General features: G+C 36.4%; 15 protein-coding genes. 3 read left to right on the top strand and 12 right to left on the bottom strand.

What is annotated here, in order from left to right; translation table 11 throughout:
* Positions 1 to 26 precede the first annotated feature (26 nt).
* The 12 genes from AACU32_RS14410 to AACU32_RS14355 all read right to left on the bottom strand — a co-directional run bounded on the left by AACU32_RS14410 (position 27) and on the right by AACU32_RS14355 (position 12,880).
* The gene (locus tag AACU32_RS14410; protein WP_096600522.1) at positions 27 to 617 is read right to left on the bottom strand and encodes a Uma2 family endonuclease; all 591 of its coding nucleotides are present in this window, start codon (positions 615 to 617) and stop codon (positions 27 to 29) included.
* Between the two features lie 46 nt (positions 618 to 663).
* The gene (locus tag AACU32_RS14405; protein WP_096600521.1) at positions 664 to 1,734 is read right to left on the bottom strand and encodes a glycosyltransferase family 4 protein; all 1,071 of its coding nucleotides are present in this window, start codon (positions 1,732 to 1,734) and stop codon (positions 664 to 666) included.
* Positions 1,735 to 1,765: 31 nt separating this feature from the next.
* Positions 1,766 to 2,677: a glycosyltransferase family 2 protein gene (locus tag AACU32_RS14400; RefSeq protein WP_339377888.1), complete on the bottom strand. Its 912-nt coding sequence runs from the start codon at positions 2,675 to 2,677 to the stop codon at positions 1,766 to 1,768.
* Positions 2,678 to 2,682: 5 nt separating this feature from the next.
* Positions 2,683 to 3,678: a glycosyltransferase gene (locus AACU32_RS14395; RefSeq protein WP_339377887.1), complete on the bottom strand. Its 996-nt coding sequence runs from the start codon at positions 3,676 to 3,678 to the stop codon at positions 2,683 to 2,685.
* A 269-nt stretch (positions 3,679 to 3,947) separates the two neighbouring features.
* Positions 3,948 to 5,321, bottom strand: coding sequence for a glycosyltransferase family protein (locus tag AACU32_RS14390; RefSeq protein ID WP_096600516.1), 1,374 nt, complete (start codon positions 5,319 to 5,321; stop codon positions 3,948 to 3,950).
* 190 nt (positions 5,322 to 5,511) lie between these two features.
* Positions 5,512 to 6,588: a glycosyltransferase family 2 protein gene (locus AACU32_RS14385; protein ID WP_096600515.1), complete on the bottom strand. Its 1,077-nt coding sequence runs from the start codon at positions 6,586 to 6,588 to the stop codon at positions 5,512 to 5,514.
* Positions 6,589 to 7,692, bottom strand: coding sequence for a DegT/DnrJ/EryC1/StrS family aminotransferase (locus tag AACU32_RS14380; RefSeq protein WP_339377886.1), 1,104 nt, complete (start codon positions 7,690 to 7,692; stop codon positions 6,589 to 6,591).
* Entirely contained in the window at positions 7,689 to 8,099 is a 411-nt protein-coding gene (locus tag AACU32_RS14375; RefSeq protein WP_096600513.1) for a sugar 3,4-ketoisomerase, read from the bottom strand. Before AACU32_RS14375 ends, AACU32_RS14380 begins: the two co-directional genes overlap by 4 nt.
* 153 nt (positions 8,100 to 8,252) lie before the next feature.
* The gene (locus AACU32_RS14370) at positions 8,253 to 9,386 is read right to left on the bottom strand and encodes an acyltransferase family protein (protein WP_096600512.1); all 1,134 of its coding nucleotides are present in this window, start codon (positions 9,384 to 9,386) and stop codon (positions 8,253 to 8,255) included.
* A complete protein-coding gene (locus AACU32_RS14365) occupies positions 9,383 to 10,141 on the bottom strand; it encodes an N-acetyltransferase (RefSeq protein WP_096600510.1) in 759 nt (252 codons plus the stop codon). The genes AACU32_RS14370 and AACU32_RS14365 overlap by 4 nt, the downstream gene beginning before the upstream one ends.
* On the bottom strand, positions 10,134 to 11,501 hold the full coding sequence (locus AACU32_RS14360) for an ABC transporter ATP-binding protein (protein WP_096600509.1): 1,368 nt from the start codon (positions 11,499 to 11,501) through the stop codon (positions 10,134 to 10,136). Before AACU32_RS14360 ends, AACU32_RS14365 begins: the two co-directional genes overlap by 8 nt.
* 533 nt (positions 11,502 to 12,034) lie before the next feature.
* On the bottom strand, positions 12,035 to 12,880 hold the full coding sequence (locus tag AACU32_RS14355; RefSeq protein ID WP_096600507.1) for an ABC transporter permease: 846 nt from the start codon (positions 12,878 to 12,880) through the stop codon (positions 12,035 to 12,037).
* Positions 12,881 to 13,320: 440 nt separating this feature from the next.
* Between AACU32_RS14355 and petP the strand changes: the two genes are divergently transcribed.
* From petP to chlG, 3 genes are all read left to right on the top strand, one after another.
* Positions 13,321 to 13,515, top strand: a complete 195-nt coding sequence (gene petP, locus AACU32_RS14350; RefSeq protein WP_096600506.1) for a cytochrome b6f subunit PetP — start codon at positions 13,321 to 13,323, stop codon at positions 13,513 to 13,515.
* 72 nt (positions 13,516 to 13,587) lie between these two features.
* On the top strand, positions 13,588 to 14,688 hold the full coding sequence (locus tag AACU32_RS14345) for a Get3/ArsA fold putative tail anchor-mediating ATPase NosAFP (protein ID WP_096600504.1): 1,101 nt from the start codon (positions 13,588 to 13,590) through the stop codon (positions 14,686 to 14,688).
* A 131-nt stretch (positions 14,689 to 14,819) separates the two neighbouring features.
* Complete coding sequence (gene chlG / locus AACU32_RS14340) at positions 14,820 to 15,863, top strand: chlorophyll synthase ChlG (protein WP_096600503.1); 1,044 nt, start codon at positions 14,820 to 14,822, stop codon at positions 15,861 to 15,863.
* Positions 15,864 to 16,011 lie beyond the last annotated feature (148 nt).

Below are 16,011 nucleotides of genomic sequence, written 5' to 3'. Positions count from 1 at the left end.
ACGCATTCAAAAGATGAAATCTTTTTTCATCCTTCATCCTTTTGGTTAAAGTTGACTCGATCGTAAATCTGGCGATGAGGAATTTGGCAGTTGGCTGAAGCTAAAGTTAAAACTCCATCTTCATCGTCGGATTCTTTAAATAGCCAGTTACTTTCTGAAGTTTTGCTAAATTGTTCAATATGAAATTGATATTGGTCAATTAAAATATATTCTTGAAATTCGGGAATGGAACGGTAATAAGTAAATTTATCTCCTCTATCTCGACTGCTAGTAGATTTAGAAAGGATCTCAAAAATAATACTGGGATTTACTATCGTGTCGGTGCGTCCTTCTTGAAAGATGGGTTCACCTTTGATAATGAGAATATCTGGATATGTGTATTGCTGGTAACGAGGAATCCACAGACGTAAGTCACTAGTGTAGAGGAGGTAATCTTGTTGTCTAAAAGCAAGTCCGAGAGAAATGATTAAGTTGATAATAATTTGGTTATGATTAATTGAGCCACCAGTCATTGGTACAATTTCTCCGTTGCGGTATTCGCTACGATACTCAGCACTCTCTTCTAGGGTGAAGTATTCTTCAATAGAATATAGGCGAGGGGGAGTTTGCACTACCATAAGATTTATGGGATAAATATTTAGTAAGTTTACTTTAGCCTAGCACTCACAGATAGCGTGATAAAACTTCAGCGGTGGCAAGTCCTGTTTTCTCCCAGCTAAATTGCTTGGCTCTAATGATACCTTGAGTAGAAAGACGCGATCGCAGTGCTGAATCATTTGCGATCGCCTGCATAGCTGCTGTAATTTCCCCTGTATTGTAGGGATTTATGAGAATAGCCGCATCGCCAGCTACTTCCGGAAGGGATGAGATATTGGAAGTGATGACGGGAGTACCGCAGGCCATTGCTTCTAAAACAGGTAAGCCAAAGCCTTCCCAGAGACTGGGGAAGATAAGAGCGATCGCACCATTAATAATTTTTGGTAATTCGCTGTAAGCAATATAGTCCAGAAATTTCACTTGATTAGCAATACCCAATTCCTCAGCTTGCGCTTGTAAATTTGGGGTATAACGCTTATCCGATGGGCCTGCTAGCCAAAGTTCATAATTGCTATTGTTAGGTAAAGCAGCAAATGCAGCAATTAAGCGTTGAGAATTTTTGTGAGGATTATGTCTTCCTAAATAAAGAAAATAGTTTTGCTTTGGTAAATTTAAATAAGAAAAATTTTCGCTGTCATATGCTAACGGAATGGGAGTAATCTTATCTTCAGAAATTCCTAAAAAATTGCTCAAATCTTCAGCCGTAGTGATTGAATTACAAATTATATGCTCTGACTGTTGACTAACAGCAGCAACATAATAACTGCAATACATTCGTTGGTTTAGCGAAAAGTATTGCGGAAACCTTAAAGGAATTAAATCATGGACAGTAACAATATAAGCGCAAGATGAAAATAAAGGAGCTTCGGGAATCGGAGAAAATAATAATGTAGACTTAAGCTGATGATAAAACTTTGGCAAATAAAATTGTGTCCACCATAGGCGTTTTAAATGCCCTTTTATCCCAAACTCCGTCGTAATGTTTCTTGGAGATTTGTGACATCTCATTTCTCCAATTTTCATTGGACTTACTACATCTATATCTAAACCTTTTAAGGCAGGTAATAAATTAAGACTATAACTTAGCCAACCTGTAGGTTGTGTTGGAGCAAAAGATAAATTGGCTAATATAGACATAACAATATAAATTTTTATTGATTAGCGATTATCAAACAGCAGCTTTCTTCAGGTTAAATAATAAAATAATAATTTTCAAACAATTAGGGTTAGCTGTAGTAATAAACTCGCCCCAAAATTTAGAAAAAAGATATAATCGCAACACAAATTGCTCCCATAAAGGGCGATGTTTCTGATAGTAGTAAAGTTGGCTACGCCTATATTCAACAGCCATAGCATTCGCAGATTTTTGAATTGAGTATCCTTTTAAATGAATCAAAGATACATGAGGCGTGTAGAGTATTTTATATACCATGTTTTGCGCTCTTTGGCATAAATCTGATTCTTCAAAATACATAAAGAAGTTTTCATCAAATCCACCTAAAGCATGAAATAGACTAGAACGAACAAAGAAAGCAGCACCCACAACAATATCTACTTCTTGCATTTTTTGGAATTTCTGCTCAAGCAAATCTAGATTTGAGGCCTTTTGAGAAAATTGATGCAGCTGACGCGCTTGATATTCGCCTTTAATTCCTAGCGCTGGTGACACAGAAATTTGTAAGCTACCATCTGGATTTAGTAATTTTGGCCCAATAATTCCTACTTCTGGATGGCTATGCATCACCTCAATCAAATGCGGTAAAATGTTACTTATAAGTATCGTATCACTATTTAGTAAAAACAAAAATTCCCCTGTTGCTACTTTTGCTCCAGCGTTATTTCCTGCTCCAAAACCGCGATTTTCTGATTGTCTAATTAAGTGGATATGAGGATATTTCTCTGCAACTAATTCTGGACTACCATCACTAGAGGCATTATCTATAAGAATAATTTCATAATTAGGTGTATGAATAAATGTTTCTATAGAGTTTAAGCAATCTGGTAAAACATCTATGCCATTATAGTTAACTATAATAATTGATACTGAAATAGGGTGCTGATGGTTCATGTTTGTGGACATTGTTACTATTCTCTTATTGGCAAAGTCTTAAAGAAATATTTTTGAATTTGCTTAATATCGAATAATATCTTAAAAATCAAAATTCTCACCGCTATACCTTCAGCATCATAACCTCTTTGCCTACTTTGGTATAAAAGCTTGAGAATTCCTAAACCAAAATCTAATCTTTGATCATCCAAAGGATTAAACCAGTCAGAACCTAATTGTTGGTTAAAGCGTTGATGAAATGCTTTGCTCAAGTTAGAATGTATTAAATAACTTTTCCCTGTAATTCGATATTTTTTCCTTATCCATAGCATTAGTTCATTGTTAATTTTACCTGCATTTTGCATTGCTCCTACCGTATTAGAGTTGTGAAGTCTATAGCTGATTAAAGGTTGTCGAATGTGTACAATTTTTCCCATTTGGATTGCAACTAGTGCTACCCACCAATCATGATGCCAGCCAACTTCATTTTGCTGAGGAAAGGGAAGAATGGTGGATAACAGAGAACTACAAAACAGTAAAGAACACCCAGTTACAACGTTACGAAGTAGTAATAATTCAATCGTAGCGGCTTCAGGCTTACGTCCTTCAAAATTCCAGGTAGAAGGATGTATAGTTTGGTCATCACTATTTATAAGTTCCAAATCTGAATGCACTAACAGTGCTTGTTCAGAACGTAGTTTACATAGCAAAATTTCTAACTTGTCTGCGTGCCAAATATCATCTTGATCGCAGAAGCTAATTGCTGTAATTGTTTGGTCTTGAACGCAGTATTGCAAACCTCGCTCAAAATTATAGTAGTGTTTGAGATTTTGATTATGGAAATGACAAATAAACCGTGAATCATCTCCGACGATTTTTTGGATAGCAGCTTGAGATTCAGGTAAGGAGCAATCATCAACAATATGACAAACCCAGTTATGCCAAGTCTGGTTTTGAATGGAATGAATCTGCTTCTGAAAATATTCCAGTTGAGGATTGTAGGTAGCTAAAATAATACCAATTTTCTCTGGCATCAACATTGATTGTTAAATGAAATTAGTAATTTATATACTAAGTTTAAATCATTTGTAAAAAATCTTAGGTAGTGTATGGTAGGCAATTCCGACAATATTTTGGTTATTTTGGTTTTGCTAGGCTGTGCGAGCGCTTTAAGTAGGGTACTAATGTGTAGTTTGTTAAATAAATTTGGCTATGTAACCCTATTTCAAAAAAACAAAAGCATAAATTAAGAGGGGTAATACTTACGTTATTAACCCTCGGCTATTTTCAGTTTCAAATTTCCCTAACGTAATATTTTTAACTTAATAGCGTTGAGTCGGACAAATTCCCACGTTTTGGGGAACTTCTTTTTTAAAAGGCGCAAATACTGTCTTCTCTCCGAGAGAGAAACTGGCTTAAATAAATTAGAAGAAATTATTTGAATTGCACCTTTTGTATTTTCTTCTAGCTCAATTTTTTGTCCTAAAGACTTAGACATTCCTTCTTGTATTCTATTTTTTAAACTATGATATTTTTCAATTTTCAAATGAGCAGATTCTGTTATTTTCTCTCTTGATACATCATCATTTAAGTAGAAATCAAACTTATTTATTAAGTCATTTTCATTTTCAAAACAAACAAAATCAATATTCTCTATAAATCCTATTGTTTCCAGCGCATTCTTAGATGTTTTTTCTGTTAAGAGTAAGGTCTTACAAGCCATTAAATCAAATACACGAATTGGTAAGGAGTGATTTGATGCTTGATGATGCAGAATGTTGATTCCTATTTTTGAGATATTATATAGTGCTGCTAGTTCCTGTGCAGTTTTTATAGGACTGTATTGATACTTACTCAGGAGACTACTTTGAGAAATACTCAAATATTTAATCCACAAATGATTAGGCTCACCATATATTTTAATATTGAATTTGTTTAAAGCACTCATGAATCTCACTCTTTTTTCTATCGAAATTTGATCGTCAAATATCATCTGCCAAATTTCTTTAGGTTTTTCTGCGTATCTTTGATAACCTTTATCTTCTAAAGATTTGCTGATATCAAAGATATATTTCTGTTTATGAGACTCAAATACTTGAATAAAAGCTTCTCTAGCTTCTATATCATTAGCAATATTATTCAAAGTATCCACAAAAGATTCATTAGAAAATGCAGTTCCTACAAGGCAACCATCAATTATTCTCTCTTGATTATGCGGGTTAAAAATATTAGTGTTAGTAGCAAAAGGCGAAAATATTATTCTATTTTTATCAACTCCGTATCGATTACAAAAATTATCAGCATATTCATCTAAGCCAGTCAACCAAACAATATCTTTATTGGTAAATTGCAGCAGCTTTTCTGGTACTCTTTCGTAAGAATCAATAAACCAAGTAATATAGATGGCTTCAGGATTAATCACATCTGTTAGAGATGTGATTAATCCTGCTCGATTAATGGAAAATACAATATCGGGATTGAAGCGTTGAACATCATCTATTACCTTACTGAAATTTTTAAAAAATCTAATATCAGCACTGTTATTATGTAGAAAGTGGTTTGTGATAATCGCTTTAATCTCACTAGCGTATAAAGATAAAGTTTCTAATACCTCTTGTCTAAAAGGATCAAATGATCCATCTTGCATATAGGAATCTGAGAGAAAAAGGATTTTCATTGCTTTCAAAGTTTTGGTTTAAGTTATTGAATTTTTGTGATTATATTAAGTAGATGAAATTAGTCCAAAGTAGAGATGCAAGAAGAAAATAGAGATGAATCAAAACTGTAATCTTTGCTAGTACTTACAAAATATTGCTCCTCAGCAGCAGTATATGAAGGTACAGGATATATAAAAAGCGGTTGAATAATTATTTCCATCCTAATTTTAGTTTGAGTTGAACCAATAGTCTATAAATTTTCCAAAATTTACTACTTTCTATTGATGTAATTTTCATACTATTTGTCAAGTCTATATTTTTGGTAATTTCGTATAATTGAGGTAAACCAAAACCATATTTTTCTTTAGAAATAGACAGGAAAGAATTATTTTGTAACATGTTAAAAAGTTTTTCTACACCAATATTACGGAGAAACGTCAAATTTGCATTTAAATATAAAAAAGCTTTTTCTAACTCATATTCTATGCCATCTTGAAAATTATCTCTTGTTAAATTTTTAACAAACGCTTTTTTAAATAAGTCAATAGGAACATCATCAAGGAAATTTCTATATATTTGATATTTTTCAAAATAAGTACGCATGGAGTTATTATTTGGATGGCTTAAATTTTGGTTATCCCTGCGAACTCTATACTTGATTAATTTTTCGGGAAGTATAACAATTTCATACCTTTTTACTAATTTGATCCACATATCAAAATCTTGCAATTGAAGTGAGGATAGGTTAAATAGTCCAGCTTCTAAGATAATTTCTCTGTCTATAAAAGCAGTAACACTACATAGATAATTACCCTGAAAAAATAAGTGATTGAGGATTTCTGCTCTAGTTTTGTTCTGATAGTTAAAAAAGTTTTTAGCAAAATGATTGCCCATAATGAGATGACTATCATCATTGATAAAATCTACCCAAGAAAAAGCTATTTTTGTTCTGGTTGCCTCTAAATATTGATACTGCTTTTCTAAACGATCAGGATAGCAGACATCATCTCCAGACATTAAAGCAATGTACTTTCCTTCTGCTTTTATTATGCCGTTATTAACGGCAGCACTAGGTCCTTGATTTTCTTGAAAAATATAAACAATTCTCTTGTCATCCAAAAATAATTGAATAATTTCATCAGTTTGATCGGTAGAACCATCATTAACTATAATGAATTCAAAATCTGTGAAAGTTTGGGCTAAAACACTCTTAATTGCTTCAGCAATATACTGTTCGTGATTATAGGTAGTCATCACAACACTAACTAAAGGTGCATTGACTGCCACTTAAAATACCTCCATCAGACTTTTTATAACTGTCTGCACTTGTTCATCTGTCATATGAAATGACATCGGTATACTCAACACTTCTTTAGACAACTGTTCAGTAATCGGAAAACTACCTACCTGCCAGTTGTTGCCACTATATGCACCAGACAAATGCGGAGGAATTGGATAGTGAACAAGTGTACCAATACCAGACAGGCTTAAATGCTGTTCTAAAATAACTCGCTGGGGGTGACGCACAACAAATAAATGCCACACTGGTTCTGTCCAATCAGGTACTATTGGTAAAGTTAAGTTGGGACATTGGACGAGAGTTTTTAGGTATTGTTCCGCTACCTTTACACGACGAGCATTCCATTCATCCAGTTTGCCTAGTTTTACCCTTAAAAATGCCGCTTGTAGTTCATCTAATCGGCTGTTAAAGCCCTGAGTTTCATTTTCATATTTAATGCGGGAGCCGTAGTTACGCAGCAAACGTACTTTTTCTGCCAAATCAGCATTGTTGGTTGTAACTGCTCCCCCATCACCAATCGCCCCAAGATTTTTAGTAGGATAAAAACTGAAGCCTGCGGCATCTCCCAAACTACCCACTCGTCGACCTTTGTAGCGCGCACCGTGACTTTGGGCAGCATCTTCTATAACTTTGAGATTGTATCGTGCAGCAATTCCGTAGATTGCATCCATGTCAGCAGGTTGACCATAAAGATGCACTGCCATAATAGCTTTTGTACGTTCTGTAATTGCAGCTTCAATCAATAAAGGATTGATATTATAAGTCTTCTGATCTGGCTCGACTGGTATTGGTGTTGCGCCTGTGTAAGAGATTGCTAACCAAGAAGCAATGTAAGTATTTGCTGGTACAATTACTTCATCGCCAGAACTAATGTCTAATGCTCTGAGAATCAGATGTAAGGCATCTAAACCATTCCCTACACCAATGCAGTATTTTGTTTCACAATAATCAGCAAACTCTGCTTCAAAAGCTTCTAATTCTCTACCTAGAATATACCAGCTAGATTCCATCACCCTTCGGTAAGCAGCGTCCAATTCTTCCTTCAATTCTAAATAATAAGCATCGATATTAAGAAACGGAATTTTTATCATTTTGTTATCCCTAAATTATCTAAAAATTCTTGATAATCCCGATAATAATCAGCTTCATCATATAAGTTAGAAGCCAAAACCATACAAACAGAACCAGAGGAAAAATTATCAAGTTCTCTCCAAATCATGGGGCAAATATATAGCCCATAATAAGAGCGATTGAGATAAAAACGTTTTTTTTCAGTGCCGTCATCTAAAAGAACATCAAAACTACCTGACATGGCAATAATAAGTTGTTGTAATTCTTTGTGAGCATGACCACCTCGTTCTGCACCACCAGGAACATCGTATAAATAGTAAACTCTCTGAATCTCAAATGGAATATGTTTTCCACCTTCTACAAAAGTTAAGTTACCCCGAGGATCTTTGATTTTAGGTAGTTCAATAATTTTACACTTGTCAATCATATAATTGTTCGACTGATAAATATTAAATTCTAATCATTACTGGCAGAAATGTCAAATAATTATTGTTTCCCAACAATTCATGGCTCGTTAATCCTCATTTATTTTAGGCATTGTGGTAAGTTATTTGCTAATCATGTGTTGTGGATAACTCATTTATTTAATCAAACTTTTTGTCTTAGCAACTTTGATTATCCTTTTTCTGAGTGGAGTTTCAACAAAATAATACAGCAAAGAGGATATAGATAAATTGAAAACAAGTATAATTAAGGCTAAAATATAATTATTTTTTAAAATTGGACAAAGTGCAAGCATTAATTCATAGTTTTTCTCTGTAAAAAATATTGGTAGAGACTGCATTAGATAAAAAGAATAGCTAATTTTTCCTAATAAAACAAAAAAATTATTAGATAATAACCTATAAATAAAGCCCTGAGATATATGGGCACAATAGTATATAAATAAAGCAATTATTGGGATAACCAAAAAATTATGGCTTACATATATTAATGGTAAAGTATGTGCAAATAAACTTAAATAAGTAGTTAATAATAACAAGCAAAAAATTAACTTAAAAGTTATAGCTGCTGGGCGTTGATGGGAACGAGTTTTATCGATAAAGATAACAGCAACAATCATGCCTATAATACATTCTGGCAATCTATAAATTGGCAGAGCATATACTGTAGATGATAATACCTTAGGTTCCAGGGGAGACATAAATATTATCCCTGGTATAATAGAGAGAAAATAAAGAACAAACAGAAGCTTTTTTAATGATTTAATTGATATTTTTTTAAATACTGAAAGTATGTTAGGAAACAATAAATAAAAAAAACACTCAACGGACAGAGACCAAGTACTACCATTAATCCAATAGTTAAAAAGTGAAGGAAACCATGCTTGTAATAAAAATAAATTTATAATTACTACTATAAGATAGGTAAAACTTCGTAAAATCACATTTGGTATATCTGTTGAGATTTGAGGTATTACAAACCACGGTAAAGTAACTAAACTCGCTAGTATATAGATGGGATAAATTCTGGCAAAGCGTTTAATTACAAAATCTCTATATTCTTTTATTGGCTCTTGTTCAAAATAGTTATATGTCAGAATAAAGCCTGAGAGAATAAAAAAAATCGACATTCCTAGTGCCCCTTGAGAAACAATGTTAGACACAGGGACAGGTAACTTAAGGGGCCATCGCAATGTTATATGGAATAAAAAAACCCAAAATGCACTAATAAATCTCAGGCTGGTAAGTGGTAGCAGTTCCTGTTTAATCATTCTTCACTAAGAGTTTTAATTAGACGTGCTGGATTACCTGCTACCATTTTGCCCGCAGGCACATCTTTATTAACTACAGATGCAGCTGCAATAACAGAGCCTTCACCAATGTTTACTCCTGGAAGAATATTTGCTCCCGCACCAATCGCTACTTTATTACTAATTTTTGGCCCTTGAATACGTTCTTCTTCATATCCTAGTTTCCCAATAGCGCGGTCGTTGGTTGTCGCCACTAAAACACTAATAAATACATCATCACCTATTTCACAGTTGCCTGTAATATGGCTTAAATCCATAATTTTGGTGCGATTGCCAATGCGAGTATTATAATTTACTGTAACTCCCCTACTAAGAATACAAAACTCACCAATTTTAACTCCTTCCCTAATAGAAGCATTATCACCAATTAAAGTATTTCGGCCAATTTCTACATCATAATAAATTATGCTGTTTGGCCCAATAGAACAATTATCATGTATTATTATTTTTTTATCAAACTCTAATTTTCTTGTTGTTGCACCTGCTCCCTTTGGCTCTTTGCCAATATAAGCTCCTGGAAATATTTCTACTCTATCGCCAATAATGACACCGGGTTCTATAGTTACATGAGGATGAATAATAACATTATTTCCTATATGAACATCCGTGCCAATAACAACAAAGTTTTTAATCTCTGTATTTTTGCCAATAAACTGAGTTTTAACAACTGCATTTTCACTAATCATAAAATGTTTTTCCATTGCCAAATCAAGCATTTAGTTGTAGATATTTAATTTCCGCAGGAACATAAACTTTAGATGCAAAACGATCCAGCGTATCTTCAGGGATATTAACCTGAAAAACTACAGCGTCGTTAACCCAATCTAAAAAAATATGCTGTTGATTCAAGATAATTGGTCTTTCTACTGCAAATGTTAATGTATAGATCCCAGCATTGAGCATATTCTTAGATTTCATTTCTACAACATAAACTTCTCCTGCTGAAACTTGTGGCATATTTACTCTTTCAATTGATGTTACAGTCCCAATAAGATCAATTCCTTTAATATCTCTAATCAAATAGCCAAAACAAAAAGTAGGTAATTCCTGCTCAAACAGAATAGAAGCCTGAACAGTGAAATCTTCTTTCAATTCAAGTTGTTCTGTAGGTTTATGCTGACTATTTAACAGCTTAATATCTAATATTCTGGCCCCACCTTCTCCATACCGATGATTACCTTCAGCAAACTGAGCTTCTTGTTCAGTAGACACAAATATTTCAGATATGACTGAGTTATCAAGTAACTCACTAATTTGTTGGGGTTTTTGGTTGAGGATTGTTTTTTCTTTCTCGGTCTTCCCTTTTTTCTCTTTTAGTTGTAGTTTCAATTCTTGATTTATCTCACTATGTATAATACCAGCATAAAAAGATACCACTTCCGATGCTTTACCTATTTTTTGCAGTCTACCCTGCTCCAGAAACACACATCTTTGACATAAGCTCTTCACAGAACTAATATCATGACTGACAAACAAAACAGTTGTCCCTGAACTCATCATATGCTGCATCTGCGCCATACACTTAGCTTGAAAGAACATATCGCCTACGGATAGTGCTTCATCGACGATCAGAATATCTGGTTCAACATGAATAGCTGAGGCAAAAGCTAGCCTGACATACATCCCACTAGAATAAGTTTTTACAGGCTGCTCTATAAAATCTCCAATATCAGCAAAAGCAGCAATCTTATCAAAACGTTCATTCACCTCTTGTTGTGAAAGACCAATGATTGCCCCATTCATATAGACATTTTCTCGCCCTGTAAATTCAGGATTAAATCCAGCACCCAACTCTAACAGTGCTGCAACAGTTCCATTAACTTGAATTTCTCCACTCGTTGGGGTCAAAGTACCACAAATCATTTGCAGGAGAGTAGATTTACCTGCGCCATTGCGACCGATGATGCCCATTGTCTCGCCCTTCATCACTTCAAAAGATATATCTTGGAGTGCCCAAAACTCTTGGGCATAGCTTTTTCCTGGTAGTAGAATCTCTTTAAGCCGATCTACAGGACGAGCATACCGTTTATAGCACTTTGAGATATTCTTCAGGGCAATGGCAATTTCTTTTCCCATATAGCAGTTATCAATACTCAAAACTCACACACTTTAATTTAATAAATATAAATAGGGCTTGTGTAAGGCATTTATCTTTATTTTCTTAGATTAAGATGGTTGATAAAGATTGTACTTAAATATAGGGTTTCCCAGGCTACTGAAGTACACACGAACCTTTGATATCAAAATAAGTAGCTTTAAAAACGCACCTCAGTAGTACAGGTTGGCGGAAATAAGCAGACCATTCAAAGCTAAGAAAATTTCGCTACTCGCAAGGATTAAAGATGGTATGTGTATTTACGCCGTACGGTACTAGATTGAGAAACGCTATAGTTGTATGTTAAGTAGGTCAACATTGAAAAACGTAAAGTAGAGTTTTTGCGATTACTTCGCTTCACTGCGTTCCGCTCGTAATGACATTTCACATTTAATTAGATTGAGCTACTTATTGCAATCCTATCTGAATTGTGAAATTTCCAGTTGAGGCAGGCGTATGTAGATTTTTCTGATGCATGATTTAGGAGTGCTATATCTATTAAATGGTAATACCTTCACAATACATCAGCAAACGCCGGACGCAAACGTTTATATACCAAAAACCCGCTAAAAAACAGTACAGATGCAACTATTGAGGCTACTCCCCATTCGCCCCAATGTTTTACCTCCCCAACTAAAATTAAGTCACGATAAACTTCTGCGATCGCAGCGATTGGATTTAACCAAAATATCCAACTTCGCCATTGCTCTGGGATATTCGATGCTGGATAGACAAGTGGTGTTACATAAAACCAAATATTTAAAATTACTCCTAGTGTTTGGGGAATATCCCGCAAAAATACCGTTAGCCCTGCTGCCAAATAACCAAACCCTGCTGTTAACAATAACTGTGTTAACCAAACTAAGGGTAACAGTGCCAAGGTAGTATGTAAAGTATGGGAACTTAAGGCGACAAAAAAAATTAACGCCATTAAGCCAAAAGAACTTTCAATAAATGTGGACAAAATTGGCACTAAGGGTAACAAAGCCAAGGGAAAAACCACTTTCTTAACTAAATTTGGCTGTGCTACTACTGAATTAGCCGACTGCATTAGTCCACCTGTAAAAGCAATCCAAGGTAGTAACCCAGCAAACAACCATAACCCAAAAGTAAAGTTATTTTCTGGTAAACTCTTAAGAGTTAATTTAACTTTTAATACTATTGAGAATACGTATGTGTAAATCAGTAATTGCGATAGCTGATTGAGTAAAGGCCATAAATTGCCTAAGACAGAACCTTTGTATCGCGCCTCCAAATCTCGTCTTACCAAAGTTCTGAGTAAATCAAATTTTACCCATAATCGTTCATCTACTGGGAGAATACGCCTCAATCTTCCTGCATATCTGACAAATCCTCGCATTTTCCTTAGCAATTCTTGCTTCCTCGCTCACTACCTACACATCCCAGTGCTATTCATGAAGCTAATTAGCTATGAAAGTTCCTTTGCATTTTAATAGCAATATCACATTACTAGAAAATAGTCTCATAATTAACTGAGGGATGATACTTTAAGCTCATCCCACCCCTTCAAGGAGTGGGATTTCGCGTCAGTTGTTTTTCTTTACCACTGACCACTGACCAATGACCACTGACGGTATCTGTGACAAACATGGGTATATACCTGATTGGCTGTTGATTTTATTTTAGTCAACGGTCATTAGTCATTTGTCAAGAGTCAATAGTCCCCTGTGCCCCCAGCCTCCTCATCTCCGCAATCCCCTGGCTATTGCCGTGAATCTATGACAGAAAAGTCACGGATTCAGCTAAACTGAGACTTGGTTTATTGCATTGTATCTAGGCATGGAAATCGGACAGAAGGTTAAGGTCTTTCGTTTGCGCGATCGCGTATCTCCCCCTGTTGTCAAAAGATTAGGACAAGTCGGCACTGTTTTAGGTTACAAAGTCACCGATGGTAGCGGTGTAGGTGTAGTAGTGCAATTTGACGATAATTTCTCGACTTGGTTTTTTGAAGATGAACTTAAACTCGTACAGTAGGCGGAAGTTGAGAGGATTTGCTGAGTGCTAAGTTGGAGTTGACAACATCGGCGGTAAAGTGGAAATCAAGTAATGACCCTAATATTGACATTTTTGGGCAAAGGCGGCATTGCTCGTACCAAAATTGCGATCGCCGCTGCCAAATTATTGGCTAGCCAAGGTAAGCGCGTACTTTTAGCAGGACTTGCAGAACCAGCATTACCAATTTTGCTGGATACTACCCTAACGTCCGATCCCCAAGAAATTGCTCCTAATTTGCAAGTAGTACAGTTTAAAGCATCTGTACTCCTACAACGCCAATGGGAAGAAGTCAAAAAACTTGAGGCGCAATACCTCCGCACACCAATCATTAAAGAAGTTTATGGTGAAGAGTTGGTAGTATTGCCGGGGATGGATAACGCCCTTGCTCTCAATGCAATCCGTGAATATGATGCTTCCGGCAAATATGATGTGATTGTCTACGATGGCACAGGTGATGCTTCCGCCTTGCGGATGTTGGGATTACCAGAGTCTTTAAGCTGGTATGTGCGGCGCTTTAAGCAATTATTTGTCAACTCTGATTTAGGAAAGACAATTGCCGAATCGCCCTTGATTCAACCGCTGATTAGCACTTTGTTCAATTTTAATTGGACAGCAGATAACTTCGCTCAACCTACTAATCAAGTTAATAATTTCCTCGAAAAGGGTAAAGCTGCTGTGGCTAACCCCCAGCGCGTTGCTGCCTTTTTGGTAACTACACCAGAACCAATTGAGGTAGCAAGTACCCGTTATTTATGGGGTAGCGCACAGCAAATCGGTGTCACTGTAGGTGGCGTTATCGTTGTTTCTAGCGACGGTAGCCACAATCTCACAGAGGAATTTAGCCCCTTACCCATTAGTGTAGTGTCTGATGTGCCGACTGGCGAATGGCGATCGCTCATGGATGCCCTACCAGACTTTGCACAGCAAGCACTAAAAGCCCCTAAACCCATTGAAATAGATACCCACAACCGTCAGGTACGCTTATTCCTGCCTGGATTTGATAAAAAGCAAGTCAAGCTAACCCAGTATGGGCCAGAAGTGACAGTGGAAGCCGGTGACCAACGGCGTAATATTGACCTCCCCCCCTCTCTGAGTGGTAAACCCATCACAGGGGCGAAGTTTCAGAATAGTTATTTGATCATTTCGTTTTAAGTTAGAAATATTAGGGACTAGGGATTAGGGAGGGGCTAGGGACTAGGAGGACAAGGAAGAAATAATGCCCCATACCCCATACCCCATGCCCCATACCCCATGCCCCATGCCCTGTTTGCCCAATTTATCTTATGTCTGATTTAACTCCCATTACCCCAAATTCCAATTCGGCGGAAGCATTAGACGCAGTTAATCCCAGCGAAGAAATCACAGCAGTTGCCGATGATCGCAGTGCGAAAACTCGGCAGCTACTAGGGATGAAAGGCGCAGCACCGGGCGAAACCTCGATTTGGAAAATCCGGTTGCAACTGATGAAGCCCATTACCTGGATTCCCCTAATTTGGGGCGTAGTCTGCGGTGCGGCTTCTTCTGGTAACTACACTTGGACGCTGGAAAATGTGTTGAAAGCAGCTGCTTGTATGTTGCTTTCCGGCCCTTTACTGACGGGTTACACCCAAACGATCAATGATTTCTATGATCGCGAAATTGATGCCATCAATGAACCTTACCGACCTATTCCCTCTGGGGCAATTTCTGTACCCCAGGTAATTACTCAGATTGTTGTATTATTATTATCTGGTATTGGTTTAGCCTATGTGCTGGATTTGTGGGCTGGACATGAATTTCCCAATGTGACAGTACTGGCTATTTTTGGTACTTTTATTGCCTACATCTATTCAGCACCACCGCTGAAGCTGAAGCAAAACGGCTGGTTAGGAAATTACGCCTTGGGAGCAAGTTATATTGCATTACCTTGGTGGGCTGGTCACGCTTTGTTTGGCGAACTGAACTGGAAAATTATGGTGATCACCCTAGTTTACAGTTTAGCTGGATTGGGGATTGCCATTGTCAATGACTTCAAGAGTGTAGAAGGCGATCGCCAATTGGGATTACAATCACTACCTGTGATGTTTGGTGTGACTACTGCGGCCTGGATATGCGTAGTGATGATTGATGTATTTCAAGGATTAATTGCTGCTTATCTAGTTAGTATCCATGAAAATTTATATGCAGCAATTCTTGTACTGTTAATCTTGCCCCAAATCACCTTCCAGGATATGTATTTCTTGCGTGACCCGTTAAAGAATGATGTGAAGTACCAAGCCAGCGCCCAACCATTCCTCGTATTAGGAATGCTTGTGGCTGGTTTAGCACTGGGTCATGCTGGAATTTGAGTTATATTTCCTCAGCTAGAAGTTACAAATTGGGGTTAGGAGTTAAAATTACTTCTAATTCCCAATTTTTAATTATACCGATTTAATTAATGATTGCGTGTGATGGCAACTCGTCAAGGGTGGGGAGACCCCACCCCTACGAATACAT

The sequence above is a fragment of the Calothrix sp. NIES-2100 genome (assembly GCF_963875285.1).
Lineage (GTDB): Bacteria > Cyanobacteriota > Cyanobacteriia > Cyanobacteriales > Nostocaceae > Aulosira.
This window is presented reverse-complemented; position numbering and strand designations above follow the sequence as displayed.

Bases quoted from the DNA above. Each gene is read 5' to 3' on its own strand.
- AACU32_RS14410 (WP_096600522.1), bottom strand. From the start codon at position 617: ATGGTAGTGCAAACTCCCCCTCGCCTATATTCTATTGAAGAATACTTC.
- AACU32_RS14405 (WP_096600521.1), bottom strand. From the start codon at position 1,734: ATGTCTATATTAGCCAATTTATCTTTTGCTCCAACACAACCTACAGGT.
- AACU32_RS14400 (WP_339377888.1), bottom strand. From the start codon at position 2,677: ATGTCCACAAACATGAACCATCAGCACCCTATTTCAGTATCAATTATT.
- AACU32_RS14395 (WP_339377887.1), bottom strand. From the start codon at position 3,678: ATGCCAGAGAAAATTGGTATTATTTTAGCTACCTACAATCCTCAACTG.
- AACU32_RS14390 (WP_096600516.1), bottom strand. From the start codon at position 5,321: ATGAAAATCCTTTTTCTCTCAGATTCCTATATGCAAGATGGATCATTT.
- AACU32_RS14380 (WP_339377886.1), bottom strand. From the start codon at position 7,692: ATGATAAAAATTCCGTTTCTTAATATCGATGCTTATTATTTAGAATTG.
- AACU32_RS14375 (WP_096600513.1), bottom strand. From the start codon at position 8,099: ATGATTGACAAGTGTAAAATTATTGAACTACCTAAAATCAAAGATCCT.
- AACU32_RS14370 (WP_096600512.1), bottom strand. From the start codon at position 9,386: ATGATTAAACAGGAACTGCTACCACTTACCAGCCTGAGATTTATTAGT.
- AACU32_RS14365 (WP_096600510.1), bottom strand. From the start codon at position 10,141: ATGCTTGATTTGGCAATGGAAAAACATTTTATGATTAGTGAAAATGCA.
- AACU32_RS14360 (WP_096600509.1), bottom strand. From the start codon at position 11,501: ATGGGAAAAGAAATTGCCATTGCCCTGAAGAATATCTCAAAGTGCTAT.
- AACU32_RS14355 (WP_096600507.1), bottom strand. From the start codon at position 12,880: ATGCGAGGATTTGTCAGATATGCAGGAAGATTGAGGCGTATTCTCCCA.
- petP (WP_096600506.1), top strand. From the start codon at position 13,321: ATGGAAATCGGACAGAAGGTTAAGGTCTTTCGTTTGCGCGATCGCGTA.
- AACU32_RS14345 (WP_096600504.1), top strand. From the start codon at position 13,588: ATGACCCTAATATTGACATTTTTGGGCAAAGGCGGCATTGCTCGTACC.
- chlG (WP_096600503.1), top strand. From the start codon at position 14,820: ATGTCTGATTTAACTCCCATTACCCCAAATTCCAATTCGGCGGAAGCA.